Source organism: Pseudooceanicola sp. LIPI14-2-Ac024 (assembly GCF_042188925.1).
Taxonomy (GTDB): domain Bacteria; phylum Pseudomonadota; class Alphaproteobacteria; order Rhodobacterales; family Rhodobacteraceae; genus Pseudooceanicola.
The window spans coordinates 625,044-648,414 of record NZ_CP170102.1 but is presented as its reverse complement, the minus strand read 5'-3'; the positions used below and the strand labels follow the sequence as shown (position 1 = coordinate 648,414).

The following is a 23,371-nucleotide window of genomic DNA, read 5'->3' as shown; positions in this document are numbered from 1 at the left end:
ACGCTCAGGCCGGCGTAGTGAAGTGGGCGGCGCCTCGGCGGCGCCGCCCGTCGTCTATCAGGAGCCGGAGCCCATGGTCACGCCGTTGGCGACGGCTTCCTGGGTCTGTGCCAGTTCCGGGTCGGACACGAGGCCGTAGGCCGCGAGCGGGCCGTCCGGGCCGGCCATGTCGTCGGAGATGAAGAAGTCAGCGAACTCCTGCAGGCCGGGAACGACGCCGATGTGGGCCTTCTTGATGTAGAAGAACAGCGGACGCGACACCGGGTATTCGCCCGAGGCGATGGTCTCGGTCGAGGGCTCGATGCCGGACATGGTCGCGACCTTGAGCTTGTCGGTGTTGTTCTCGTAGAACGCCAGGCCGAAGACGCCGACACCGTTCGGGTTCGAGTCGATGCGGGCCAGGGTCTCGGTGTAGTCGCCGTCGATGTCGATAGACTTGCCGTCGGTGCGGACTGCCATGCAGGCCTTCTCGGCGGCGTCTTCGTCCATGCCGGAGGCCTGGAACGCTTCCAGCGCGCCGGTGTCCTCGCAGCCCTGCATCAGGACCTTTTCCTCGAACACTTCACGGGTGCCGTGCTTGGTCCCCGGGATGAAGGTCATGATGTTCTCGGCCGGCAGGTCGCCGTTGACGTCGGCCCAGGTCTGGTTCGGGTTTGCGACGATCTCGCCGGCTTCGTTCGGCACCTGGGCGGCCAGCGCCAGGAACCAGTCGGAGGGTTCGAAGGCGGTGAATTCCGGGCCGTTCAGCTGGGACGCGAAGACGATCCCGTCATAGCCGATGCGGACTTCCATGATGTCGGTCACGCCGGCGTCGGCGCAGGCCGCGATTTCCTTTTCGCGGATGGCACGCGAGGCGTTCGCGATGTCGATGGTGTTCTCGCCCACGCCTTCGCAGAAGCGCTTCAGGCCGGCCGAGGAGCCGCCCGATTCAACGACGGGGGTCGGGAAGTCGAAGTTCTCGCCGAAGGCTTCGGCGACGATCGAGGCGTAGGGAAGGACGGTCGAGGACCCTGCGACCTGCACCTGGTCACGTGCGGCGGCCGCGGAGGCGGACACGGCAGCGATGGCCACGGCCGAGGCGGTGAGTTTCAACGAGTTCATGCGGATTGCTCCTGCTATCGGAAGTGTAACGGCCACCATCCCCCGGTGGCCTTGTCTGCGTGCTAGTGACTGCCCGCAATGCTTTTGTGACACTTACGTAACAGTTTTATGACGACCGTCATAACCAAGGGTAACACACGTATTTATTCCGGCAGAAGGCCGCCGTGCCTCAGGCCCGCGCGGGCAGTTCCACGGTGAATTCCGCGCCCTGCCCCGGTTCGCTCTCGACTTTCATCCGGCCGCGGTGACGGTTCACGATATGCTTGACGATGGCCAGTCCCAGCCCGGTCCCGCCCATCTCGCGCGAGCGGTGGCTGTCGACGCGGTAGAATCGCTCGGTCAGGCGCGGAATGTGCACCAGCTCGATGCCGGGTCCGTAATCGCGGACACTCAGCCGCGCGCCCGGGCCGCGAAGGCCCGGAACGTCGGCCCGCTGTTCCAGCGCCACGTCGACCCGGCCGCCGGAGCCGCCGTACTTGATCGCGTTCTCGACCAGGTTGGTCAGCACCTGCCGCAGTTGGTCCTCGTCGCCGGGCACCAGCACCTCGTCCTCGGGCAGGTTGCGCCCCAGTTCGACCCCGCGCGCCTGTGCCACCGGCCCCAGCCGTTTCAGCACCGAATCCGTCAGCGCGGTCAGGTCCACCCGGGCCGTCGGGCGCATCCGCTCCTCGCTTTCCACCCGGCTCAGCGACAGAAGGTCGGCCACCAGCCGTTCCATCCGCTCGGCCTCGGCCGCCATGATCGACAGGAACCGTTCACGCGCCTCGGCATCATTCTTCGCCGGGCCACGCAGGGTCTCGATGAACCCAAGGAGCGCGGTGAGCGGCGTGCGCAACTCATGGCTCACGTTGGCGACGAAATCGCGCCGCATCTGCCCGGCCTGTTCGACGCGGGTGATGTCCTCGAGGCTCAGCAGCACGCCCTCGGCGTCGGGGATCGAGAGGTAGGCGCAGTGCAGCTCATAGGTCATGTCCTGCCCGCCCTCGGTCGTCAGCATGCGCGAGGTGCGCGGCTGGCGGTCGTGAAGGCAGCCCTCGACCGCGTCCAGGACGGCCGGATGGCGGATCGCGGTCAGGAAATGCCGTCCCTCCGAATCCGACCCCAGCAGCGCCCGCGCCGGGCCGTTCATGCCGAGGATCCGCTCATTGCGGCCGATGAGGACGCTGGCCAGTGGCAGGGCGGTCAGCAGGGCAGAAGCGGTATCGGGCATGGCGCGGGCCTTCGGCAGGTGAGTCGCGCAAGGTATGACCGCTGGCGCGCCGCGTGGCTAGGGGAGCCGGGCCTCGGGATTTGCCGGAATTTTCAGCGCGCGCCGGGCCGGCATCGGCGGTTAACCGTCGATTAACCGACCGTCGCATGGCCGCCCGTTGCGGCGGCCCCTGCCCCGGCGCAGCATCGCTCAGCCGTTTCGGGTCACGGGGGGATGCAGGGATGCCCTGCTACGTCATCACGCACACGCGCTTCAACGACATGGGCGAGTTCCGGACCTTCCGGGCGCGCCTCGCGCAGATGGCGGACGCGCGCAACCTGCGCCTGCTGCCGCTGCGCGATGCCGAGGCGCTCGAGGCCGAGGCGAGGGACCAGGCGGTGATGCTGGAATTCAGCGATGCCGAAGCGGCCTGCGCCTTCATGTGCTCGGCCGACTACCGCGACATCGCCCGGCCGGACGCGCCCTAGCCCAGCACCCGCAGCCCGTCGCGGAAGCGGCGCATCTTATCCTGGTAGCTCTTGGCCGACAGCGCCAACCGGTCGGCCCATTCCGGCCCCAGCTCCTTGACCACCTTGCCGGGGCTGCCCAGCACCATCGAATTGTCGGGGATGACCTTGTCCTCGGTGATCAGCGCACCCGCGCCGATCAGGCAGTTCTTCCCGATCACCGCGCGGTTCAGGACCGTGGCGCCCATGCCGATCAGCGTGTTGTCCCCAATGGTGCAGCCGTGCAGCATCGCCTTGTGGCCGATGGTGCAATTGGTGCCGACGGTCAACGGGCAGGCCGGGTCGGTGTGCATCACCACGTTTTCCTGCACGTTCGAGCCCGGCCCGATCTCGATCACCTCGTTGTCGCCGCGCAGCGTCGCGCAGAACCAGACCGAGGCGCCGGAGTGCAGCACCACCTTGCCGATCACGTTGGCATCGGGCGCGACCCAGACATCGCCATCCTCCGGCAGCACCGGTTCATGGCCCTCGAAGGCATAGATCGTCATGGCATCTCCTCGAATTCCGCCTGCAGGGCGCGCACGTGGTCGGTCAGGTCGGGCTGCTGGCTGCGCCGCAGCCGCGCGGCGGTCAGGATCGCCCGCAGCTTCGCCTCGGTCGCGTCCAGGTCCTCGTTCACCAGCACGAAATCATAGCCGTCCCAGTGGCTGATCTCGTCCCAGCTCTTCTGCATCCGCTTGGCGATGACCTCGTCGCTGTCCTGGCCCCGCTCGCGCAGCCGGCGGTGCAGTTCCCGGATCGAGGGTGGCAGCAGGAAGATCGACAGCGTGTGCTGGCCAAGCGCCGAGTTCCGGATCTGCTGCGCGCCCTGCCAGTCGATGTCGAAAAGCACGTCCTGCCCCTGGTCGATCGCCTCCTGCACGGCGGCCTTGGGCGAGCCATAGAAGTTCCCGAAAACATGGGCGTGCTCGAGCATGCCGCCTTCCTTCACCAGCGTCTTGAACCGCGCCTCGTCCAGGAAATGGTAATGCTCGCCGTCCACCTCACCCGGACGTGGCGCCCGCGTGGTGGCCGAGACCGAGAACCGGATCGTCGGGTCCCAGGCCATCAGCCGCCGCGCCAGCGTGGATTTGCCAGCGCCCGAGGGCGAGGAAAGGATGATGAGAAGCCCGCGTCTGTCCGTCATGTGCCCGTCCGAAAGACCTTTTCCCGGCATGTCGCATCAATCGCGCCACATGGCAACCGCGCAGGCCCCGGCTTCATCTTGCCCGAAAAACTCCCGCCGGAGGCAATCGCGGGCAAAGCCCGCGATCTCTTTGCGATGTCACGGCCGCAGCGCGCCGTCGCCGACCACCAGGTACTTGAAGCTGGTCAGCTGCTCCGCCCCCACCGGCCCGCGCGCGTGCAGCTTCCCGGTGGCAATCCCGATCTCGGCCCCCATGCCGAATTCGCCGCCATCGGCGAACTGGGTCGAGGCGTTGCGCATCAGGATCGCGCTGTCGAGCCGTTCGAAGAACCGTGCCGCCACCGCGTCGTCGGCGGTCACGATCCCGTCGGTGTGGTTCGAGCCGTAGGTGCGAATGTGATCGATCGCCGCGTCGACGCCGTCGACCACCTTGGCCGCGCAGATCATGTCGAGGAACTCGTGCCCGAAGTCGTCGGCATTCGCCGCAACGACCCCCTCGATCGCGGCCAGCTCCCCGGCCCCCCGAACTTCGACGCCCGCCTTGACCAGCGCCTCGACCACCGCCGTTCCGTTCTTCTCGACAAAGCCACGGTCCAGCAGCAGGCATTCCATCGCGCCGCAGATGCCGGTGCGCCGGGTCTTGGCGTTCAGCACGACCTCGACCGCCATCGCCGGATCGGCGGCGGCGTCGAGGTAGATGTGGCAGATGCCCTCGAGGTGCGCGAACACCGGCACCCGCGCCTCGCGCTGGACCAGGCCGACAAGACCCTTGCCGCCGCGCGGGACGATGACGTCGATGTGGTCGACCATGGTCAGCATCTCGCTCACCGCTGCCCGGTCGCGGGTCGGCACGCGCTGGATCGCGGCCTCGGGCAGCCCGGCCACCTTCAGCCCCTCTACCAGGCAGGCATGGATCGCGCCCGAGGAATGGAAGCTCTCCGAACCGCCGCGCAGGATCACCGCGTTGCCGGATTTCAGGCAGAGCGCACCGGCGTCCGCCGTCACGTTCGGGCGGCTTTCGTAGATCACGCCGATCACGCCAAGCGGCGTGCGCACCCTGCGGATGTTGAGGCCCGAGGGCATGTCCCATTCCGAGATCACCGCGCCCACCGGATCCGCCTGGGCGGCGACGGCGCGCAGGCCCGTCACGATCCCCTCGATCCGGTCCTCGTCCAGCAACAGCCGGTCGAGCATCGCGGGCGACAGGCCCTTGTCGCGGCCGAATTCCATGTCCTTGCCGTTGGCATCCAGGATCTCGGACCGGCGGGCCCAGACCGCGTCGGCGGCGGCCTCGAGCGCGATGGTCTTGGCTTCGGATGGGGCAAAGGCCAGCTCCGCCGCGGCCGCGCGGGCCCTGTCGCCCAGTTCGCGCATCACTTCGGGGATGTTGTCCAGGTCCTTCATCTCAAAGCCTTTCCCTTAGATTGCCATGTCGTCCCGATGAACCAGTGCCGCCCGGCCGGGATAGCCGAGCAACTCCTCGATTTCCTGGCTGCGATGGCCCTTGATCGCCTGCGCCTCTTCCGAGGTGTAGCGCGTGAGCCCGATGGCCAGTACCTCTCCGCCCGGGCCCGCGATGGCCACCGGTTCGCCCCGGCCGAAGCGTCCGGTCACGCGCGTCACGCCGGCAGGCAGCAGGCTCTTGCCGCCGCGCATGGCCTCGACCGCACCGGCGTCGAGCGTCAGGGTCCCCTTGGGCTTCATCGCGCCGATCCAGCGCTTGCGCGCGGCCTGCGGGTCTCCGGGGCTGGTGAACCACGTCGCGTTCGCACCGTTTTCCAGCGCCGACAACGGGTTGTCGGGCGTACCGAGCGTGATGCACAAGGCGCAGCCGGCCGCCGTCGCGGTCTTGGCCGCCATCACCTTGGTCTTCATCCCGCCTTTCGACAGGCCGGATCCGGCGTCGCCTGCCATGCCTTCCATCTCGGGCGTGATGTGGTCGATCACGTCGAACCGGCGTGCGGTCGGATCCTCCGAGGGGTTGGCCGAATAGAACCCGTCCACGTCCGACAGCAGCACCACCTGGTCGGCCCCGACCGTCACCGCGACCTGTGCCGCCAGGCGGTCATTGTCGCCATAGCGGATCTCGTCGGTGGCGATGGTGTCGTTCTCGTTCACGATGGGCACGACGCCGAAGCTCAGCAGGGTTTCGAGCGTGGCCCGCTGGTTCAGGTAGCGGCGGCGGTCGGCGCTGTCCTCGAGCGTGACGAGCACCTGCGCGATGGTGATGCCATGCGGGCCGAGCACGCGTTCATAGGCAGCGGCCAGACCCACCTGCCCCACGGCGGCGGCGGCCTGCGCCTGTTCCAGCGCCAGAACCCCCTGCCCGAGGCCGAGCACCCCGCGGCCAAGCGCGATGGAGCCGGACGAGACGAGCACGACGTCGGTCCCGCGCGCCCGGATCCGGGCGACATCGGCGGCCAGGCTTTCCAGCCAGCCTGCCCGGAGCTTTCCCGTCACCCGGTCGACCAGCAGGGCGGAGCCGATCTTGACGACCAGCCGCTTCGCCTCTGCCACGCGGGGCACGGCAATGCTCTCGCTCAGGGCCGCCAAGGCTCTTCCTCCTCGTCGAAGTTCGCCGCTTCCTTGCGCTGGCGCAGGCGATCCTCGGAAATCCGGGCGCGCAGCGCGCGCAGCACGTCGGTCGTGCCCTCGCCGGTGGCGCCCGACATCAGCATGACCGGGCCGCCGACCGCCGCCTCAAGCTCTTCGCGCAGGAAGGCGCGTTCCTCGTCGTCGAGCGCGTCGATCTTGTTCATCACCGTGACGCGCGGCTTTTCGGCCAGGCCGGCGCCGTAGGTCTCGACCTCGTTGATGATGGTCTCGTAATCCTCGATCAGCGTGCCCGAGGTGCCATCGACCAGGTGCAGCAGCACGGCGCAGCGTTCGATGTGGCCCAGGAACAGGTCGCCCAGCCCCTTGCCCTCGGACGCGCCCTCGATCAGGCCGGGAATGTCGGCCACGACGAATTCGGCCCCGTCCACGCCGACAACGCCGAGGTTCGGGTGCAGGGTCGTGAACGGGTAATCCGCCACCTTGGGCCGGGCGTTCGACGTCGCGGCGAGGAAGGTGGACTTGCCCGCGTTCGGCAGGCCAAGGAGGCCCACGTCGGCGATCAGCTTGAGCCGAAGCCAGATCGTGCGCTCGACGCCTTCCTGGCCGGGGTTCGCCCGGCGCGGGGCCTGGTTGGTCGAGGTCTTGAAGTAGGCGTTGCCGAAACCGCCGTTGCCGCCCTTGGCAAGGCGGACCCGCTGGCCCACCTCGGTCATGTCGGCGATCAGCGTCTCTTCGTCCTCGTCGAGGATCTCGGTCCCCACGGGTACGCGCAGGACGATGTCGTCGCCGCCCTGCCCGGTCTTGTTCCGGCCCATGCCGTGCTGGCCGTTCTGGGCAAAGAAGTGCTGCTGATAGCGGAAGTCGATGAGCGTGTTCAGCCCGTCCACCGCCTCGGCCCAGACATCGCCGCCGCGTCCGCCGTCACCGCCGTCGGGACCGCCGAACTCGATGAACTTTTCACGCCGGAACGAGACCGCGCCGCCGCCGCCCGAGCCGGACCGGATATAGACCTTTGCGAGATCGAGGAACTTCATGTTCGTTCTCCTGCCGCAAAGGTCGCTTAATCCGAAAGCGCCCGGCGGCTCAATCCTGTTTTCGGGCCCCGAGCGCGCGGCTGTAGGTCCATGTGGCGACATTGGCCTTGCGGGCCACCGAGTAGCTTTCGGCGTCACCGATGTATTCGAACCCGCAGTTGGTCAGCACGCGGGCCGATGCGGGGTTGTCCTGGAACACGCTGGCGAACAGCGTGCGGTTGTCCAGCGGGTTGGCCTCGACGATGGCCGCCACGGCGGCCGACGCGATGCCGGTGTTCCAGTAGGCGGGCGCGACCCAGTACCCGATCTCGGACTGGTTGCCCTCCATCCGGGTCAGGCCGATGACGCCCATCACCTCCGGCCCTCCCTGTGCGGTCGCGTCGATGGCCCAGACATCCTCTTCCCGCGTCTCGCTTTGGGCGCGGCGGATGAAATCCTCAGTCACGCCCGGTGGCAGCGGATGCGGGATCGACCGCGTCGCCTTGGCCACGCGCACGTCCGAGGAATGCAGGCGGATCAGGCCGGCGTCGGAAATGCGCAGCGGGCGCAGAGCAAAGTCCGCGGTGTCGATCACCAGCTGGGACACGATCTGTTCATGTTTCACGGGCTACTCTCCTCTTCAGCCCCTCAACACGAAAGGGGACCGGCGTCTTGCCGATCCCCCATCTGTTCATCAGACCTTAAGGTCGGCTTACTCTGCGGCCTCCACCGCTGGGAGGACCGAAATAAAGGTGCGGCCCTTGAGGCCCTTGTGGAACTTCACGTTGCCGTCGACTGTGGCGAAGATCGTGTGATCCTTGCCCAGGCCGACGCCCTCGCCCGGCCACCACTTGGTGCCGCGCTGACGTGCGATGATGTTCCCGGCGATGACGACTTCACCACCGAATTTCTTGATGCCGAGGCGGCGACCGGCTGAGTCGCGGCCGTTGCGGGAGGAACCGCCAGCTTTCTTGTGTGCCATCTGTCGTGTCTCCTCTTACTTCGCGAATTCTTTGGCCTGCTCGACCCAGCCCTCGCGCTCGATCCGGCCGTGGAAGCTGAGCTTCTCGTCGAATGCGGCGATGTCGGCCTCGGTCCAGGCGGCGATCTGCGCGAAGGTGGTGATGCCAGCTTCGTTCAGCTTCTTCTCGAGCGCCGGGCCAACGCCCGACAGTTTCTTCAGGTCGTCAGCGCCCTCGGCCTTTGCGGCCTTCGGAGCTGCGGCCTTCTTCTCGGCCTTGGGGGCGGCTGCCTTCTTCTCGGCTTTCGGGGCGGCGGCGGCGACTGCCACGGCCGAAACCGAACCCGCGCCGACTGCGGCCTTCACGCCCGACTTCGCTGCGCCATCGGCGAGGATGTCGGTCACGCGCAGCAGGGTCAGCTGCTGACGGTGGCCCTTGGTCCGCTTGGACGAATGCTTACGACGGCGACGGACGAAGTTGATCGTCTTCTCGCCCTTGATCTGGTCGATGACCTCGGCCTGGACGGCCGCACCGTCAACGAGAGGCGCGCCCAGAACGGTCTTGTCACCGCCCAGCATCAGCACTTCGTTGAATTGAACTTTCTCGCCGGCATCGGCTGCCAGCTTCTCGACGCGGAGCACATCGCCCGATTGGACTTTGTACTGCTTGCCGCCGGTCTTGAGGACCGCAAACATGAGCTCTTCCTTCTACACCGCGTCCTGTGGCCCCCTTGCGGGTGTTCCGGGGATCATCCCCGCCTGCGGACAGCGCGCCCGTTCGGGCGTCATTACGATTGACCGCCGAGTCCGGGGACCCGTCGGAAGCCCGGCTTATGCTTTGGTCGGCAGGTCAAGTCAAGGGGCCGCGGATCAAAGATCCTGGGCATCCATCTGATCCGCCACGGCCAGCCCGAGCGCATAGTAGATGTGGTCGTACATCTGTTCGAACCCTTCGAAGAGCGCGCGGTTCAGGCGCTGCCCCTCGGCGGAGCCGGAGAGATCTATATAGGTACGGATCTCGTCGTCTGTAAGGCCCGCATAGGCGTGGTGCAGGTAGGCCCGCAGCCAGTCGCGGGTGTCGACGCGGGTGGATTCCTCCTGCGACCAGACCTGGGCCAGCATCTCGTCCTCGGCGGCCTCGGTGCCACCGCCCTCGGCCAGGCCCTGGAAGAAGCTGAAATTCGCGTTCAGCGCCCCCATGACGTTGAGTTCGACCAGGTCATTCACGGCGATGTATTCGTCGATGAGGGCAAGCCGCCCGTCCTCGGCCCCGGGCGCGGTCAGAGCGCGACGGGCCTCTTCCTCGACCGCCGGGTCGAGGAAATCCTGCCGGGCGTCCAATTCGGCCTCGACGATCCGGGCGCCGACGGGGGATTCGAAGAAATCGACCAGGTCGTCGATCCCGCCCTCGCCCAGGGCGCCGCCAAAGGCCAGGCGCATCGCCTCGTCCATCTTGGCGGGGTCATAGATGCGGCGGCCGATCGCGGCCCAGCCTTCGCCCGGCGGGTACGGCAGGTAGTCAAAGCCGATCGCCTCGGTCTGGCTGAGCCCCTCCTCCTGCATGATCTCGACCAGCGGTGAGAGGCGCAGGGCGTCCCAGAGCCGGTCGAACCCGTCAGGCGGCGCGGCCCGCAGCGGCGCGGCCAGCACGGCGCAGACCAGCAACGCGACCGGCAGGATCCGGATGTGCCAGTCGGAGCGCATCAGAGCTCCTGCCCGGGATCCAGCCCGCGCATCTGGCCCGCCAGCACCTCGAAGCGGTTGGCCATGATCTCGAACTGCACGGCATCCATCAGCTCATAGACCTCCTGCATCAACGGGTCTTCCAGCGCCTCGGCATAGGCCTCGATCTCTTCGTTGGTGAAATCGCGGTAGGTGGCGGCGGCGCCCCGCAGGCTCGACTCGCGGATCGAGGCGAGGATCTCTTCGGCGCGTTCGGCCTGCATGGCGCGCAGGCCCTCTTCGTCCGTCTTGAGTTCGATGATCCCGGCATTGGCGGCCGCGGTCAGGAACCGGATCTGCACCTCGTTGGAGCTTTTCATCGCCAATTCCGCCGATCCGATGGCGCGGTTCATCCGGTCGAAGAGCGCGATCCGTTCGGGATCGTTGGCCTTGAGGTCCTCGACGATCGCCTCACCCACGGCGCGCTTGTCGGTGCGGTTCGCCAAGTGGGATTCGTTCTCTGCCGCCACCAGCTTCTGGCCGAGGTCCGAGGCATAGAAGGCCGCGGCGAAGGCCAGCGCCTCGTCCGACAGGGTTTCCTGGAGGATCTCGCTGCCCATCTCCTGCATCGTGGGCACGTCGAAGACCTGGTTCGACAAGCGCGTCCAGCTCGCGCCGAAGTCGCGCGCGTCGAGCCCGATCATCGCCGGAGCATCCGCGGCCGAGAGCTTGATGCTCTCCAGCGCGACGTCGAATCCGGTGACGTTGAGGAAGGCCTCGACCCGGTCGCGATCGGCCGCGTGCAGCGCGACGGCGGTCGTCAGGGCCAGAATCGTCGTTGGAACAAGGGTGAAGAGCTTTCGCACAAGGTGCATGACGCGGGGTCCTTTTCTGCTCACCTCGGAATTGCGCGGAATCCTAGGGCTTCTGCGGACACTTGCAATGCAATTCCCCCTTGCGGCCCGCTGCCGATCCCTCTAAACGGACGGCCCAGACCCCCGCGGAGAGGTGCCGGAGTGGTCGAACGGGGCGGTCTCGAAAACCGTTGAGGGTGCAAGCCCTCCCAGGGTTCGAATCCCTGTCTCTCCGCCACTATCCCCACAGACCACACGTGTGCCCCGCCCCCGGAAACGGGGGCAGGCACCGTGCGTCTGCGCATGTCCTGTCGCGGCCATAGGTATTTTCTATGTCACCCCCGGCCGCGGCATCGCCTAGAACCGCGCCAGATTGGGACAGGCCCGCCGCAGCCACGCGGCCCGGCCCCGCAAGAGGAGCGCGACATGACCCTGCCGACCAGCGCCAGCCACGACCACGACGACCTGCGCGACAGCCTGCGCGCGCTCTGCGCCGAATACCCGGACGAATACCACCGCAAGCACGCGGCGGAGGACACCTATCCAGAGGAATTCATCGACGCACTGACCAATGCCGGCTGGCTGGCCGCGATGATCCCCGAGGAATTCGGCGGATCCGGCCTGGGCCTGACCGAAGCCTCGATCGTGATGGAAGAGATCAACCGCTGCGGCGGCAACGCCGGGCATTGCCACGGCCAGATGTACAACATGGGCACGCTGCTGCGGCACGGATCGGACGAACAAAAGAAGCTCTACCTGCCCAAGATCGCCAGCGGCGAACTGCGGTTGCAGTCGATGGCCGTGACCGAACCCACCACCGGGACAGACACGACCAAGCTCAAGACCACCGCAAAGCGCGAGGGCGATCATTACGTCGTGCAGGGCCAGAAGGTCTGGATCAGCCGGTTGCAGCATTCGGACCTGATGATCCTGCTAGCCCGCACCACCCCGCTGGAAGAGGTCAAGCGCAAGTCGCACGGCCTGTCCGTCTTCATCGTCGACCTGCACGAGGCGGTCGGCCAGGGGATGGAATACCGCAAGATCAAGAACATGGTCGGCCACGAGACGAACGAAGTCTTCTTTGACGGGCTCAGGATCCCGGCCGAGAACCTGATCGGTGAAGAGGGCATGGGTTTCCGCTACATCCTCGACGGGCTGAACGCCGAACGCTCGCTGATCGCGGCGGAATGCATCGGCGATGGCTACTGGTTCCTGGAACGCGCCCGCGACTACGCCAAGGAGCGGATCGTCTTCGACCGGCCCATCGGCCAGAACCAGGGCGTCCAGTTCCCGCTGGCCCGCGCCTATGTGAACGTGGAGGCGGCCAACCTCATGCGGTTCGAGGCCTGCCGCCGGTTCGATGCCGGGCAGGACTGCGGCGCGCAGGCCAACATGGCCAAGCTGCTGGCGGCAGATGCCTCGTGGGAGGCGGCGAATGCCTGCATCCAGACCCACGGCGGCTTCGGCTTTGCCGAGGAATATGACGTTGAGCGGAAGTTCAAGGAAACGCGCCTGTACCAGGTGGCGCCGATCTCGACCAACCTGATCCTGTCCTACGTGGCCGAGCATGTGCTGGACCTGCCCCGGTCGTTCTGACCCGTCAGGCCGGCCACTCGCCCTGCCAGATGCCGCGCTCGACCATCTCGCGCGCGACGCTGAGGGTGACGCGCTCCACCGCTTTCACCGCCCGCGACGCTGGGCTGTCGGGGTGGCGGACAAGGTAGACAGGGCGCGAGATCACCGGGTCCACGATCGGCGCCGAGACGAGGCGTCCCGAGGCCACGAAATCGTGGCAGGCGGCCGGGGCGAAGATCGAATAGCCCGATCCGCGCGCGACCAGTTCCTTGATCTGCGTCATCGCGTCCATCTCGGTCACCACGGTCAGCGCGGTGCCCGCATCGCTGGCCGCGCGGTCGAGGATCCGGCGCAGCCCGTGGGGTGCGCCCGGCAGCACCATCTCGACCCCGCGCAGGTCGCGCAGCCGCACCGGCGATCCCGGCGCGGTTTCCAGCGGCCAGGCGTCGGGGGCCGAGAAGAAGCAGAGCTGTTCGTCCAGGACGTGGGTCGCGCGCAGGTCCTTGACCATCTCGTCGCCGTAGAGAAAACCCAGGTCGACAGTCCCGTCCTCGATCCAGGTCCGGATGAAGCCGCTCATCGCCTCGGACGCGCGCAGCCGCACCTCGGGCAGGTCCAGCCGCACGGTTTCGGCCAGCGGCACCGACATGACCATCGAGACCGAGGGCGGCATGCCGAAGCGTACGTCGCCGCGCGGCACGCCGCCGATCTCGCGCATCTCGTCGATGCAACGGTCGAGCCGGGCGCAGATGTCGCGGGCGTGACGCAGCAGGACCTCGCCCTCGGGCGTGGGGACGGATCCGCGCGGCGAGCGTTCGATCAGGCGCACACCCAGTTCGCGTTCCATGTTGGCCACCTGCTGGGACAGCGACGGCTGCGCCACGCCGACCTTCTGGGCGGCGGACGACAGCGACCGCGTCTCGGCGATGGCGATGAAGTATTGCAGCTGGCGGATGTTCATTCGGCCCTGCCCCGTAAGGTGCGATGATCGCGTCCGGCGGTTATAGTTTCGACTTATGCCCGTGCCAAGCGGCGCGGCGGAACAGGAGGTACTCCCATGTCCGGTGATCTGTCCGGTCTTCTCGTCGTCTCGGTCGAACAGGCCGTCGCCGCACCCTATGCCTCGGGCCGGCTGGCCGCGGCTGGCGCGCGGGTGATCAAGGTCGAGCGCCCCGAGGGCGATTTCGCACGGGAATATGATCACCTCGTGCACGGTGAAAGCGCCTATTTCGTCTGGCTGAACCACGGCAAGGAATCGCTCTGCCTCGACCTGCGCGAGGCCGCGGATGCCGCGGTGCTGCATTCCATCATCGCCGAGGCCGACGTCTTCATCCAGAACCTCGCCCCCGGCGCCATCGCGCGGCTCGGCTTCGACCAGGCGGAACTTCGGGTGAAACACCCCCGCCTGATCACGGTCGCGATCTCGGGCTACGGCGACGACGGCCCCTATCGCGACCACAAGGCCTACGACCTGCTGGTGCAGGCAGAAAGCGGATTGTCCAAGATCACCGGGAACGAGGCAGGCAGCGCCCGCGTCGGCGTGTCGGTCTGCGACATCTCGGCGGGGATGACGGCCTACACCGGCATCCTGCAGGCGCTGATCGGGCGCGGAATCACCGGCAAGGGGCGCCATGTCTCGGTCTCGCTCTTCCATGCGCTGTCGGACTGGATGAACGTGCCCTACCTGCAATACGCCTACGGCGGGAAGGAACCGGCGCTGTCGGGACTGAACCACCCGACGATCGCACCCTACGGTGTCTTCGTGGGGTCGGACGGCGGAGAGATCCTGCTGTCGATCCAGAACGAACGCGAATGGGCCTGGTTCTGCGACAAGGTGCTGGAACGGCCCGAGGTCGCGGTGATGGCAGAGTTCAACTCCAACACCCAGCGGGTTGCCAATCGCCCTGCCCTCAAGGCGATCATCGACGAGGTCTTTGCCCGCCACCCGGTCGAGGAACTGGCGCGCCGCCTGCTCGACGCCCGGATCGCCTATGGCCGCGTGAACGGGATGAAAGAGCTGATGGCCCACCCCCAGACCCGCACGGTCGAGGTGCAGAGCCCGAGCGGCCCGGTCACCATGCTGGCGCATGGCGCGGTCACCGACGGCCCCGACCCGCACTTCGGCACCGTGCCCGCGCTTGGCGAACACAGCGACGCGATCCGGGCCGAGTTCAACCGAAGGTGATGACCTGGCGGATCGCCGTGCCCTCGTGCAGGCGGTCGAAGCCCTCGTTGATCTCGTTCAACGAGATCTTGTGGGTCATGAGCTTGTCGACCGGCATCCGCCCCTGGTCGAAGAGCGCGAGGAACTTGAGGATATCCCGGCTCGGCACGCCCGAGCCGAGGTAGCTGCCCTTGAGCGTCCGCTCCTCGGCCGTCAGTCCCACGGCCGGGATCGAGAGCATGGCGCTCGGGTTCGGCAGGCCGGCGGTGATCGTGGTGCCGCCGCGCCGCGTGGCGTCATAGGCAAAGCGCAGGGCGTTCACGTTGCCGGTGAAATCCAGTGCCGCATCGACGCCGCCGCCGGTCAGCTCGCGCAGCCTGTCCAGCGCATCGCCGTCCGAGCTGTCGATCACATGGGTCGCGCCAAGCGTCCTGGCGACTTCGAGTTTCGCGGCCACCCGGTCGACCGCCACGATCTTTTCGGACCCCGCGACCCGCGCCGCCATCACCGCCGCCAGCCCGACACCGCCCAGGCCCACGACCGCCGTGGTCCCGCCGGGCCGCACGTCGCCTGTGTTGAACACCGCCCCCGCGCCGGTCAGCACAGCGCAGCCCATCAAGGCCGCGATGTCGAGCGGCACGGCCTTGTCGATCCTGATCAGCGAGTTCTGGGAAATGGTCGCATGGGTCGCAAAGCAAGAGACGCCGGTCATGTGATGCACCGGCTGGCCGTCCCGCGACAGGCGCGTGCCGCCGCCGATCATCTGGCCCGCGCCGTTGGCGGCCGCCCCCGGTTCGCAGAGCGCGGGCCGCCCGGCCCGGCAGGGTCCGCAATGGCCGCAGCTCGGCACGAAGACTGACACGACGTGATCGCCCGGTGCAAAGCGGGTCACGCCCGCCCCGACCTCGAGCACGACGCCCGCGCTTTCGTGGCCCAGCACCATCGGCACCTGCCGGGGGCGATCCCCGTTGATCACCGACAGGTCGGAATGGCAGAGCCCTGCCGCCGCGATCTCGACCAGCACCTCGCCCTCGCGCGGGCCTTCGAGCTCCAGCTCCCCGATCGTCAGGGGCTGCGTCTGCGCATAGGGCCCCGGACGGCCGATCTCTTCCAGTACGGCTGCCTTGATCTTCATGTCACCTCCCTCGCGGCGCGGCGGCGCCGGTTTCCTGTCCCGTGGACAGTCATAGGACATGGCGCGGCCCACGGCCAAGCGTGCAGTCAGAGACTGCGCCAGCATGGCGGAAGAGCAGGTCTGATTGTGGGAATGTGGCGGAGAGACAGGGATTCGAACCCTGGAGACGGTTTCCCGCCTACACACTTTCCAGGCGTGCGCCTTCGACCACTCGGCCACCTCTCCGGTCCGGCCCTCTTAGCCCGAGGGCCCCGGAACCCGCAAGGGGGTCCGATGCAATATTTGCGCCGAAAGCACGTGACGTTGCCGCAAGGGCGCGGCGGGCCGGATCAGTCCGCCAACTCGATCCGGACGCGGCGGTTCTGGCGGCTCTTCTTCTCGATCTTGCCGAACCGGATCCGGCCGATTTCGCCCGAGCGCCGCACATGCGTGCCGCCGCAGGGCTGCAGGTCGACCTGTTCGCTGCCCTGCCCGATCCGCACCAGCCGCACCCGGCCCGCGCCGCGCGGCGGCTGCACCGACATCGTCTTGACGAGGTTCGGGTTGGCGTCCAGTTCCGCCTCGGTGATCCAGGTCTCGCTGACCTCGAGATCGCGGGCGATCAGCGCGTTCAGCGCGTCTTCCAGCGCCTGCTTGTCCTCGGGCGCCTCGGGCATGTCGAAGTCGAGACGCCCCTGTTCCTCGGCGATCTGGCCGCCGGTGACCGGCAGCGGGATCACCACCGACAGCAGGTGCAGCGCGGTGTGGATCTTCATCAGCGCGTAACGGCGTTCCCAGTCGAGATGCTGGTAAAGCGCGGTCCCCACCGGTGGCAGGGTCGCGCCCTCGGCCGGGACCAACACGATCTCGTCGCCCTCACCCTTGACCGCAGTGATCACCTGCATCGACCCGCCGTCCCACGTCAGCCGCCCGCTGTCACCCGGCTGGCCGCCGCCCGTCGGGTAGAAGATCGAGGCGTCGAGGACCACGCCGCCCCGATCGGTCAGCGCGGTCACCTGGCCCGGGGCCTCGGTCAGGTAGGCATCGTCCCGAAAGAGCAGTTCCGTCATCGGCCATCCCCGTCGCCGCCGCCGTCGCCGGCATCCACATCCCATCCCAGGGCTTCCTGGTCGGTCGGCGCGGGCCTTGGCTGTTCCGCCTGCGCCAGTTCGGCCGGCGTCACGGGTTCCGTGCGCGCCCGTCCGGTCAGCGTCTCGGGATTGCGCAACCAGAGATCCTGTTGCGGAAACGGGATCTCGATCCCCTCGGCGCCGAAGCGTTCGGCGATCTGGTGGTTCATCTCGGTCAGGACGTTGTTCATCTGGTTCACGTCCCTGAGGATGCACCGCACCTCGAAATCGAGCGACGAGGCACCGAATCCCTTGAACAGCACGAAGGGTGCCGGGTTCAGCAGGACGATGGGCTGCGCCTCGGCGATCTCGCGCAGCAGTTCGGCGACGTGGCGTGTGTTGCTGCCATAGGCGACCCCCACCGGCACGATCAGCCGCCCGACGAGGTTGCCGCGCGTCCAGTTCGTGACCGTGCCCTGCACGAGGTCGGCGTTCGGCACGATGACCTCCTGCCGATCGAAGGTCTCGATCCGGGTCGAGCGGACCGAGATCGAGCGCACGGTGCCCATGTTCGGCCCGACCTCGATCCAGTCCCCTTCCGAGACCGGGCGTTCGATCAGCAGGATGATCCCCGAGACAAAGTTCGACACGATGTTCTGCAGGCCGAAGCCGATACCGACCGACAGCGCCCCGGCGACGTATCCAAGCGCCGAGAGGTCGATGCCCGCCGCCATGATCGCCATGAGGGAGATCAGGAAGATGCCGACATAGCCCAGGCCCGCGATCACCGCCGACTGCGCGCCCGCGTCCATCTTGGTCTTGGGCAGGACCGTGGTGCGCAAGGCGCCCTGGATCACCCGGACCAGCGTCAGCCCGATGACAAAGACCAGGATCGCGCGGATGAAGAGGCTGGGCGAAATCGTGATCTCGCCAAAGCTGATCCCGCCCGAAAAGCGCACCCACCATTCGGTCAGGTCGGTCACCCGCGCGCCCCAGATCAGCGCAAAGAGCGGCAGCGCAAAGATCACGAGGAGTGCGGCCACCATCACCGGGATCAGGGAGTTGCGGGCGCGTTCCGTGTTGCGGGTGGCGAGGATGTAGATCTCGATGATGACCGTGTGCAGGATCATCAGAACGCCGACCAGCTGCAGCGACTGCACGGTCGGAAAGACGGTGGCGTATCCCAGGTTGAAATAGCCGATCCCGGCCACCAGCGGCCCGAAGACCGCGACCAGCTTCACCCCGCGCGCGAACAGGCCCACGACCCGGCGGCGGAACGAATGTTCCTCGTCGTCGTCGGCGATGTTCTGGGAATGGATCTGGATCAACTGCGCCACGCGGAAGAGCATCAGCCCCTCCAGCACCACCAGCGGGTAAAGCACCACGTTCAGCGCCGACAGCGACCAGCCGACGGATTTCCCGAAGGCGTCGAGCAGCAGGTAGAACGCCAGGATCAGGCCGAGCGAGGTGGCATAGACCCGGCCTTCGAGCCGGCGCTGCGGTTCCAGCGACAGGATCGGGTCCGGCATCTCGGTCGCCGGAAAGACGCTGACGCCAACCCAGCGGGCCACCGCGAAGGCGACGATCGCCTGCGGCAGCTCAAGCGCCAGCTTGCCCAGCCCCTCGCCGATCAGCCCGCTGGTCAGCACGGCCGTGATCAGCAGCACCGAGCCGATGACCGGCAGCGCCACCTGGCCCAGCGACAGCAGGACACCGGCCAGATAGCGTTGCGACCGATGCTCCTTGCCCATCACCCGCTGCGTCATCCGTTCGACCCAGCGGCGGCCGAGGAAGATCATCACGAAGCCGATGATGAAGAGGATCAGCGTGACCGGGAGCCGGTCCATCGCCGCCGCCCGGTTCTCGGGGTCGTTCCAGGCGTCGGTGACCTCCTGGCTCAGCGTCTTGACCCCCGTGACCACCTCTGACACGGCGCCGGGCCAGTTCAGCGGGTTCAGCGGCGCGGGGCCACGTTGCAGCAGGCGTTCGGTTTGGCGTTCGCGCAGCGACCGGTCGATCGCCCGGATCAGGGCGTCGGCGGTGTTCCAGGCAACCTCGGCCGCCAGCACCGGGGCGCGGAGTTCGGAGAGCTGGCGGCTCAGCGACTCGCGCTCCTGCGCGATCTCGGGTGCTTCGGCCTCGCCCTCGGCCGGACCGGGGCCAAGCGCGTCGAGCTGCGCCTGCGTGGTCGCGATCGCCTCGGCGTTGATCGATTGCGCGCGCGAGAAGAGATCGCGCCACTTGACCAGGTCGGCGCGCAACGCCTCGAGTTCCCGGTCGGTGGCATCGCCGGAAACGATGAAACGCCGTGCCTCGTCGGCGTAAGTGTTCCAGGCGTCGTAGTCGATTTCGCTGGTCGAGGTCGGGATCTCGGCCGTTGGGATGTCGACCTCTTCGGGCGTGTCGGGGATCCCCGGCACGGTCTGCGCCAGCACGGGCGCGGGCACCGTCGCCGCGGTGGCGACGACGGTCAGGCCCAGCAGGACAAGGGCGAGAAGACGCAGGTGGCGCAACATCAGCTCAGCTGAAGACCCCCGGAATGGAGCGCGGCGCCTCGCTCAGCCAGCTTGGCGTCGGCAGGCCCTTCTCACGCAGGAATTCCGGGTTGAACAGCTTGGACTGGTAGCGGTTTCCATAGTCGCAAAGGATCGTCACGATGGTGTGCCCCGGCCCCAGTTCCTTGGCCAGGCGCACCGCGCCGGCCACGTTGATGCCGGTCGAGCCACCCAGGCAGAGCCCTTCGTCGGCCAGCAGGTCGAAGACGTAGGGCAAAGCTTCCTCGTCGGGAATCTGGTAGGCGAAATCCGGCCGGAACCCCTCGAGGTTGGCGGTGATGCGCCCCTGACCGATACCCTCGGTGATCGACGATCCCTGCGGCTTGGCCTCGCCCTCGGCGTAGAGGCTGTAGACCCCCGAACCCATCGGATCGGCCAGTGCCATTTTCACGCCCTTGGGCTGCAGCGCCATTCCGATGCCCGCCAGCGTGCCGCCCGAGCCGACCGAGGCGACGACGCCGTCGACCTTGCCGCCGGTCTGATCCCAGATCTCGGGGCCGGTGCTGTCGATGTGGGCCTGCCGGTTGGCGGTGTTGTCGAACTGGTTCGCCCAGATCACGCCGTGGGTTTCCGTCGCCTTCAGCTTTTCGGCCAAGCGTTCGGAATAGCGGACGTAGTTGTTCGGGTTCGCGTAGGGCGCGGCCGGCACCTGGACCAGGTCGGCGCCCGCCAGGCGGATCATGTCCTTCTTTTCCTGGCTCTGCGTCTCGGGGATGACGATGACCGTCTTGAACCCCATCGACGCGCCGACCAGCGCCAGCCCGATGCCGGTGTTGCCGGCGGTGCCCTCGACGATGGTGCCGCCCGGTTCGAGCTGCCCCTTGGCGATGGCGTCACGGATGATCCAGAGCGCGGCGCGGTCCTTGACGGACTGGCCGGGGTTCAGGAATTCACATTTGCCCAGGATGGTGCAGCCGGTTTCCTCGGACGCCCTGCGCAACCGGATCAAGGGGGTGTTGCCGACCGCGTCGGCCAGGTCCTTGGCGAATTGCATGGGCGTGCTCCTTCCAACTTTCCGCTCGCCCGCCGAGACTTAGCCGCCGGGCCCCGCGGACTCAAGCGGCGCGGCGCAATCTGGGACGTTCGCGCTGAAGCCACAGCATCAGCAGGATCAGCGGTCCGTCAACGGCCTCTCCGCTGGAAAGCAAATCCATGCCTTCGTCGAAAGACAGGAGATGGGTCTTGATGTCCTCGCCCTCATGCGCGACGCCGCCCCCGCCCGAAGGCAGATCCGGCAGGTCGCAGAGGCCGACATAGGTGTAGACGAATTCCGTCATCGACCCGGTCGAGGGGTAGTAATGGGCGACCGGCAGCATCTCGTCCGGCTCCACCCCCGCTTCTTCCACGCACTCCCGCCGGGCACAGGCCTCGGGCGTCTCGCCGGGGTCGATCCGGCCGGCGACGGGCTCCAGGACCCACGGATAACGCGCCCCGCGGCACCACGGCCCCATGCGGAACTGTTCGGTCAACAGGATACGGTCGCGCACGGGATCGTAGGGCAGCACCACCGCGGCATCCGCGGCGATGAAGGTCTCCCGGTCCAGGACCGGCGTTTCACCGCCCGCGAATGTCGGATGCGACAGGTGCTCCGAGCGGACCATGAAATACCCCAGGTGCGTGATCTCGCGCCCCTGCAGCGTGACGCTGTCATGGCGACGGTCGCTGCCGACCCGGGGACGGTCCATCGCGTCGGCCCGGACGGCCGAATCCGCCCGCATCAGGAAATTGGTCCAGAACCGCGCAATCGGGGCGACCGGACTCTTGCCGTAAAGCTCCATCACCTCGCCTGCCGCGCGCATCAGCGTCGGTGCCCAGCCGTCCTGCCACGCGGCGAGCGACCAGTCCTCGGGGTCGTGCGGCTGATCGCCGGTCGGTCGCCAGACGCGCACGCGATGGGGCCCGTCGCCGGCATCGGCCTCAAGCTCTACGGTCACGTAATCGGAAATCGCTTCGTACCAGTCGAGCCGCGCCATCGCGTCCTCGCTCACCGTCGCGATCAGCCCGGGCGCCGCGGCGGTGTCGTCGGCCACCAGCACCGGGAAATCCCCGCCGCTGGCACATTTCGCGGCAAAGCCCGGCAGGTGCGCCGGGCGGGTCGGAACGGGTTCCCCGGCCACAAGGTCGAGGAGCGGGGCGTGGCGAAGCGTCCCAAAAACAAAGATGTCGGGCATGGTGTCCTATTTCCAGCGACGGGCAGCGAGGTCGGCCACCCATCCGGCCAGCAGACCCCCGATCACCATCGTCAGGATGATATGGATGTGCAACAGGTGCTGACCGTAGTTCGCGGCAATCGGCACCATTGCCTCGATCGCCTGCACCGGGCCGTTGAACCGGCGCGACAGGGCCAGGCGCAGGGTTTCGCTCGCGGTGACCAGAAAAAGGATCCAGAGTATCGTGGCAGCCACCGCTGTCAGGCCGAAACTGCTGGAGGTGGCGAAGCCCAGTTGGCCGGTCACCCGGCTGCCGAGGATGATCCAGCCGCAGAGGAACCCGACGAGCAGGGCCACCGGCACGAAGTTCCCGAAGTTGTAGGACCCGTGCATCTCGAGGACCTCGATCTTGACCAGGGCCGCTACGATCCATGCGATCAGGGCAATGGCCGCACCGGCGACCAGCTTGGGCATCGTCCACATGAGGTCAGCGCGGCCTTGTCACAGTGATCTGGGTGACATCGCAGTTGCCGCTGGCAAAGGTCGCGGCGCAGGAGGTCAGGTAGAAGTTCCACATCCGGCGGAACCGGTCGTCAAAGCCGAGGGCGGCCACATGGTCCCACTTGTCGTTAAAGGTTTCGTACCAGCGACGCAGCGTGTCGGAATAGCTCTGTCCGAACTCGATGTGGCGGGCCACTGAAAGCCCGGCCTTCTCGACTTCGGCCTTCAGCACGCTGGGGCTGGGCAGCATGCCGCCCGGAAAGATGTATTTCTGGATGAAGTCGACGCTCTTGCGATAGGCGTCCCAGCGTTTGTCGTGGATCGTGATGATCTGCAGCGTGGCGCTCCGTCCCGGCTTCAGCGATTTCTTCACCGTCTCGAAATAGGTCGGCCAGTAGCGCTGCCCGACCGCCTCGAACATCTCGATCGAGGCGATGCCGTCGTAGGACCCGAGCTCGTCGCGGTAATCCTGCAGCTTGAATTCAACCTGGCTGGAAAGCCCCGCCTTTTCAATGCGCTCCTGCGCGTACTTCAGCTGTTCCTGGGAAATCGTAAGCCCGGTCACCCGAAGGCCGCGTTCCTTGGCGGCGTATTCCGCGAAGCCGCCCCAGCCACAGCCGATCTCGAGCACGTGATCGCCCGGCTGCACCCCCATCTGGTCCACCATCGAGGCATATTTCTGCGTCTGCGCGGCCTCGAGGCTTTCCTGCCCGGTTTTGAACAGTGCCGAGGAGTAGGTCATCGTGTCGTCGAGCCAGAGCGCGTAGAATTCGTTCCCGAGATCATAGTGATACGAGATGTTCTTGCGCGCCTGTGTCTTGCTGTTGCGCCGCATCCAGTGGCGCATGCGCTCGTAGGCCTGCACCAGCGCGATGCCGGGGAACCCGTCGTAAAGCGCCGCACCGCCCGCGTTCAGAAAATCGAGGAAAGCCTGCAGGTCCGGCGTGGTCCACCAGCCTTCGAGGTAGGCATCGCAGAAGCCCAGGTCACCCTCGCGGATCAGCCGCGCGAACACGTCCGGGTTCAGCACCCTCACCTCGGCCACCGGGCCGGGCTCGGCGCCTTCCACGCGGAAACGGCGGCCATCCGGCAGCTCGACATCGAGGCGTCCGGCCGGGATCGCCTTCGCCATCTCGAATACGCTGGCGAAATAGCGCGGCAGGTCGGGCTGCCCCTTGGTGTCGGTCAGGATCATCGGCGTCTCCCATACCCCCTTTTGAAAAGGGTAAATCGCGTTTCAATGTTCGGCAAGC

General features: G+C 67.2%; 23 protein-coding genes and 2 tRNA genes. 4 read left to right on the top strand and 21 right to left on the bottom strand.

Annotation, left to right across the window (positions count from 1 at the left end; all coding sequences use genetic code 11):
- Positions 1-57 precede the first annotated feature (57 nt).
- Both ACE2AC_RS03180 and ACE2AC_RS03175 read right to left on the bottom strand, forming a co-directional pair.
- A complete protein-coding gene (locus ACE2AC_RS03180) occupies positions 58-1,101 on the bottom strand; it encodes a PstS family phosphate ABC transporter substrate-binding protein (RefSeq protein WP_375690683.1) in 1,044 nt (347 codons plus the stop codon).
- Between the two features lie 169 nt (positions 1,102-1,270).
- Positions 1,271-2,311, bottom strand: coding sequence for a sensor histidine kinase (locus ACE2AC_RS03175; RefSeq protein WP_375690682.1), 1,041 nt, complete (start codon positions 2,309-2,311; stop codon positions 1,271-1,273).
- A gap of 221 nt (positions 2,312-2,532) precedes the next feature.
- On the opposite strand from ACE2AC_RS03175, the gene ACE2AC_RS03170 reads away from it, so the two are divergent.
- Positions 2,533-2,778 (top strand): DUF1330 domain-containing protein, encoded by a 246-nt coding sequence (locus tag ACE2AC_RS03170; RefSeq protein ID WP_375690681.1) that lies wholly within the window; start codon positions 2,533-2,535, stop codon positions 2,776-2,778.
- On the opposite strand, the gene ACE2AC_RS03165 is transcribed toward ACE2AC_RS03170, so the two are convergent.
- The 10 genes from ACE2AC_RS03165 to ACE2AC_RS03120 form a co-directional block, all read right to left on the bottom strand.
- Entirely contained in the window at positions 2,775-3,305 is a 531-nt protein-coding gene (locus ACE2AC_RS03165) for a gamma carbonic anhydrase family protein (RefSeq protein ID WP_375690680.1), read from the bottom strand. The genes ACE2AC_RS03170 and ACE2AC_RS03165 overlap by 4 nt on opposite strands.
- Complete coding sequence (gmk, locus tag ACE2AC_RS03160) at positions 3,302-3,943, bottom strand: guanylate kinase (RefSeq protein WP_375690679.1); 642 nt, start codon at positions 3,941-3,943, stop codon at positions 3,302-3,304. The genes ACE2AC_RS03165 and gmk overlap by 4 nt, the downstream gene beginning before the upstream one ends.
- Before the next feature lie 138 nt (positions 3,944-4,081).
- Positions 4,082-5,347: a glutamate-5-semialdehyde dehydrogenase gene (locus tag ACE2AC_RS03155; protein ID WP_375690678.1), complete on the bottom strand. Its 1,266-nt coding sequence runs from the start codon at positions 5,345-5,347 to the stop codon at positions 4,082-4,084.
- Positions 5,348-5,362: 15 nt separating this feature from the next.
- Complete coding sequence (gene proB, locus ACE2AC_RS03150; protein WP_375690677.1) at positions 5,363-6,496, bottom strand: glutamate 5-kinase; 1,134 nt, start codon at positions 6,494-6,496, stop codon at positions 5,363-5,365.
- Entirely contained in the window at positions 6,484-7,533 is a 1,050-nt protein-coding gene (obgE, locus tag ACE2AC_RS03145; protein ID WP_375690676.1) for a GTPase ObgE, read from the bottom strand. Before obgE ends, proB begins: the two co-directional genes overlap by 13 nt.
- A gap of 49 nt (positions 7,534-7,582) precedes the next feature.
- Complete coding sequence (locus ACE2AC_RS03140; protein ID WP_375690675.1) at positions 7,583-8,137, bottom strand: GNAT family N-acetyltransferase; 555 nt, start codon at positions 8,135-8,137, stop codon at positions 7,583-7,585.
- An 87-nt stretch (positions 8,138-8,224) separates the two neighbouring features.
- On the bottom strand, positions 8,225-8,494 hold the full coding sequence (gene rpmA / locus ACE2AC_RS03135) for a 50S ribosomal protein L27 (RefSeq protein ID WP_375690674.1): 270 nt from the start codon (positions 8,492-8,494) through the stop codon (positions 8,225-8,227).
- Between the two features lie 15 nt (positions 8,495-8,509).
- Positions 8,510-9,169 (bottom strand): 50S ribosomal protein L21, encoded by a 660-nt coding sequence (locus tag ACE2AC_RS03130; RefSeq protein WP_375690673.1) that lies wholly within the window; start codon positions 9,167-9,169, stop codon positions 8,510-8,512.
- 174 nt (positions 9,170-9,343) lie between these two features.
- Positions 9,344-10,177 carry a DUF2059 domain-containing protein gene (locus tag ACE2AC_RS03125; RefSeq protein WP_375690672.1) on the bottom strand — a complete coding sequence of 278 codons (834 nt, stop codon included), beginning with the start codon at positions 10,175-10,177 and terminating at the stop codon, positions 9,344-9,346.
- Positions 10,177-11,010, bottom strand: coding sequence for a DUF2059 domain-containing protein (locus tag ACE2AC_RS03120; protein ID WP_375690671.1), 834 nt, complete (start codon positions 11,008-11,010; stop codon positions 10,177-10,179). The genes ACE2AC_RS03125 and ACE2AC_RS03120 overlap by 1 nt, the downstream gene beginning before the upstream one ends.
- A gap of 127 nt (positions 11,011-11,137) precedes the next feature.
- On the opposite strand from ACE2AC_RS03120, the gene ACE2AC_RS03115 reads away from it, so the two are divergent.
- Together ACE2AC_RS03115 and ACE2AC_RS03110 are read left to right on the top strand one after the other, a co-directional pair.
- A tRNA-Ser gene (locus ACE2AC_RS03115) sits at positions 11,138-11,227 on the top strand.
- A gap of 188 nt (positions 11,228-11,415) precedes the next feature.
- Complete coding sequence (locus tag ACE2AC_RS03110) at positions 11,416-12,585, top strand: acyl-CoA dehydrogenase family protein (protein ID WP_375690670.1); 1,170 nt, start codon at positions 11,416-11,418, stop codon at positions 12,583-12,585.
- Between the two features lie 4 nt (positions 12,586-12,589).
- Here ACE2AC_RS03110 and ACE2AC_RS03105 read toward each other — a convergent pair whose 3' ends face one another.
- Entirely contained in the window at positions 12,590-13,525 is a 936-nt protein-coding gene (locus ACE2AC_RS03105) for a LysR family transcriptional regulator (protein ID WP_375690669.1), read from the bottom strand.
- A 96-nt stretch (positions 13,526-13,621) separates the two neighbouring features.
- Here ACE2AC_RS03105 and ACE2AC_RS03100 point away from each other — a divergent pair, with 96 nt between their 5' ends.
- Positions 13,622-14,749 (top strand): CaiB/BaiF CoA transferase family protein, encoded by a 1,128-nt coding sequence (locus ACE2AC_RS03100; RefSeq protein ID WP_375690668.1) that lies wholly within the window; start codon positions 13,622-13,624, stop codon positions 14,747-14,749.
- On the opposite strand, the gene ACE2AC_RS03095 is transcribed toward ACE2AC_RS03100, so the two are convergent.
- The 8 genes from ACE2AC_RS03095 to ACE2AC_RS03060 form a co-directional block, all read right to left on the bottom strand.
- Positions 14,736-15,863 (bottom strand): zinc-dependent alcohol dehydrogenase family protein, encoded by a 1,128-nt coding sequence (locus tag ACE2AC_RS03095; RefSeq protein WP_375690667.1) that lies wholly within the window; start codon positions 15,861-15,863, stop codon positions 14,736-14,738. The two genes, ACE2AC_RS03100 and ACE2AC_RS03095, sit on opposite strands and share 14 nt — an antisense overlap.
- A gap of 135 nt (positions 15,864-15,998) precedes the next feature.
- Positions 15,999-16,088, bottom strand: a tRNA-Ser gene (locus ACE2AC_RS03090).
- A gap of 104 nt (positions 16,089-16,192) precedes the next feature.
- A complete protein-coding gene (locus ACE2AC_RS03085; RefSeq protein WP_375690666.1) occupies positions 16,193-16,912 on the bottom strand; it encodes an alanyl-tRNA editing protein in 720 nt (239 codons plus the stop codon).
- Positions 16,909-19,428 carry a DUF3772 domain-containing protein gene (locus tag ACE2AC_RS03080; RefSeq protein WP_375690665.1) on the bottom strand — a complete coding sequence of 840 codons (2,520 nt, stop codon included), beginning with the start codon at positions 19,426-19,428 and terminating at the stop codon, positions 16,909-16,911. The genes ACE2AC_RS03085 and ACE2AC_RS03080 overlap by 4 nt, the downstream gene beginning before the upstream one ends.
- Positions 19,429-19,432: 4 nt before the next feature.
- Positions 19,433-20,461 carry a cysteine synthase A gene (locus tag ACE2AC_RS03075; protein ID WP_375690664.1) on the bottom strand — a complete coding sequence of 343 codons (1,029 nt, stop codon included), beginning with the start codon at positions 20,459-20,461 and terminating at the stop codon, positions 19,433-19,435.
- Between the two features lie 61 nt (positions 20,462-20,522).
- The gene (locus tag ACE2AC_RS03070; protein ID WP_375690663.1) at positions 20,523-21,638 is read right to left on the bottom strand and encodes an NUDIX domain-containing protein; all 1,116 of its coding nucleotides are present in this window, start codon (positions 21,636-21,638) and stop codon (positions 20,523-20,525) included.
- Positions 21,639-21,644: 6 nt separating this feature from the next.
- Complete coding sequence (locus ACE2AC_RS03065; RefSeq protein WP_375690662.1) at positions 21,645-22,091, bottom strand: TrgA family protein; 447 nt, start codon at positions 22,089-22,091, stop codon at positions 21,645-21,647.
- A 13-nt stretch (positions 22,092-22,104) separates the two neighbouring features.
- The gene (locus ACE2AC_RS03060; protein WP_375690661.1) at positions 22,105-23,313 is read right to left on the bottom strand and encodes a class I SAM-dependent methyltransferase; all 1,209 of its coding nucleotides are present in this window, start codon (positions 23,311-23,313) and stop codon (positions 22,105-22,107) included.
- Positions 23,314-23,371 lie beyond the last annotated feature (58 nt).